This is a genomic window from Paenisporosarcina sp. P4_E4_2 (genome assembly GCF_056401595.1).
Genome location: NZ_JBFUJC010000446.1, coordinates 1 through 2,111 on the forward strand (window position 1 = coordinate 1; position 2,111 = coordinate 2,111).

The 2,111-nt window shown below is 44.6% G+C and carries 1 protein-coding gene; it reads right to left on the minus strand.

Features of this window, described 5'->3' with window-relative positions:
- Nucleotides 1-1,846 (minus strand): S8 family serine peptidase (locus tag AC1DSB_RS18460; protein WP_477587325.1); only part of this gene is annotated, 1,846 nt, incomplete at its 3' end.
- Nucleotides 1,847-2,111 lie beyond the last annotated feature (265 nt).

The window sequence follows — 2,111 nt, forward strand, 5'->3', positions numbered from 1 at the left end:
GGGTTGGGACCTGTACGTCATCAGCCGGAATCACGGCTTGGTACGTTCCGCTCTTATAGTCACCTGCTGTACGAGTTGCCGCTACAGTTTGCCATTCGGCAGATTCGCTTGCACGATATTGTAGCTCTACACTGCTTACACTGACATTGTCTTGTACTTGAACAGTAAGTGGTAATATCATATCCGTAAATGTTTCAGTTGGAGCGGTATGCTGATAAGTTGGCTTCTCAGTATCTTGACCTTCATGAAACACTTGTCCCTGAACTCGGCCTCGTCCGTTGACAATGGAGGAGWCAGCGTCATAGGCGTTCACTAGACCATGACCATAACCATTGTTTGGTGAAGTTGGGTAGGTGGAGTCAGTTAATGGGATTGCCGTATCCAGTAAAATTTGTTCCATTTCTTCAACGGTAAGAGAGGAATTCGCCTGCTTCATCAAAGCAACAACCCCAGCAACGGCTGGTGCAGCCATCGAAGTTCCTTGCATGCCTGCATATTTATCACCTGGTACGGTAGAGCGGATGGCCACACCTGGAGCGGAAATGTCTGGCTTCCCTTCTCCAAATGGCGAAGGACCACGTGAGGAGAAACCAGCAATCCGATTCCCACTATCCGTTGCACCAACAGCGAACGATTCCGGATAGTTGGCTGGGATGGAGATGCTTCCTCCAGTCGGACCGGTATTTCCTGCAGAGAAATTAGGGAAAATTTCAGCTGCACGCCAGTTTTGAACCATCGGGCGATACCATTCATCTGTGCCTGCTCCACCGCCCCAAGAGTTGTTCACTACGTCAGGTGCTTTTTCTGGATGTGGGTTACCCTCAGCATCTTTTGGAGCTAGAATCCATTCTCCAGCTTCCAGTAAATCGACTTGGGTTCCACCAGACTTGGAAAAGGCTTTTACAGCGATCCATTTTGCACCTGGGGCGACACCGATTTGGTTCGTGCCATTAGGCTCAGAACCTACCATCGTACCCACGGTGTGAGTTCCGTGACCGATATCATCATAAGGTGCATCGTTTCCATCAACAGCGTCAAACCAGTTGTAAGTGTTATCAGGTTGATCTGGATTGGCTGGGTTGTAACCCCGATACTTTTCTTTTAAAGCAGGGTGATTCCACTGGACTCCTGTATCGATACTAGCGACTACAGTTCCCGTACCATCAAAGCCCATATTCCAGGCTTGTGGTGCGTCGATTTTTGCAATATTCCATTCGATTGAAGTGGTGTCTGCTTGTGTATCAGCTGCTGTTAGTTGGTTAGATGTTGGTTGAGTAGATGTGTTACTGTTTTCATTTGAGTTCAGCTGTACCGTTTCGTTTGGCAGGATTTTTTCGACTTCAGGGAAGGTAGCAAGCTTCTCCATCACTTCTTTGGTTCCTGTTACCGCCATGCCATTGACGATATAGAAGGATTGAAACTCTTCGACATTTCCCTTCTTTTTTTCTTGATCCAGATAGGTTTTGATCGAGTATTGAGTTTCGCTAGCTTTAGCGCGAAGGGAAGAAACGACAGCAGAGCGTTTCATCAATTCSGTTTTGGCAGCCGTTTGTTTTTGAGCTTTAGCCTTTTTAGCTGTTTCGGTGGCAACTTCTTTTGTATCCACTTGATCTTTTAATTTTACTAAAAAGGTAACCGTATCATTCTCACTAAACTGATCATTCAGTTTTTTATCTACCTTTGCTTTCAYGTTTTYAGATGCTACATCCGAACTTTCAAGAAGAGAAATACTTTCTTTGGAGTTGGAATTAGCAAAGGTGAGTTGAGGTAGAAAGGTAGGGAGCAACAATAATGCACATAAAATAAAACTAAATGCGATGCGGTAATGTCTGTTCCTTTTTATCAATTTGATTTCCCCCCTAAAATTTGCTTACATTTTAGAATCATCTTCCACCTTTCACCTAAAGGGTAAGTGAAAGATGATTCTATTATCTTCATTCAATCTATCAATCTATGATTTAGTTAGGTCTTACGTTGACATACACTTTACCAGTGGCTGTTTGACGAGATTCGTTTCCATAATCATCTCTCATCACCACTTCGATTACAGCACCGTTGATCGTGTCTTTTGGTGCCGTCCAGGTACCAACATAGTGACCTTTTCCTTGTTC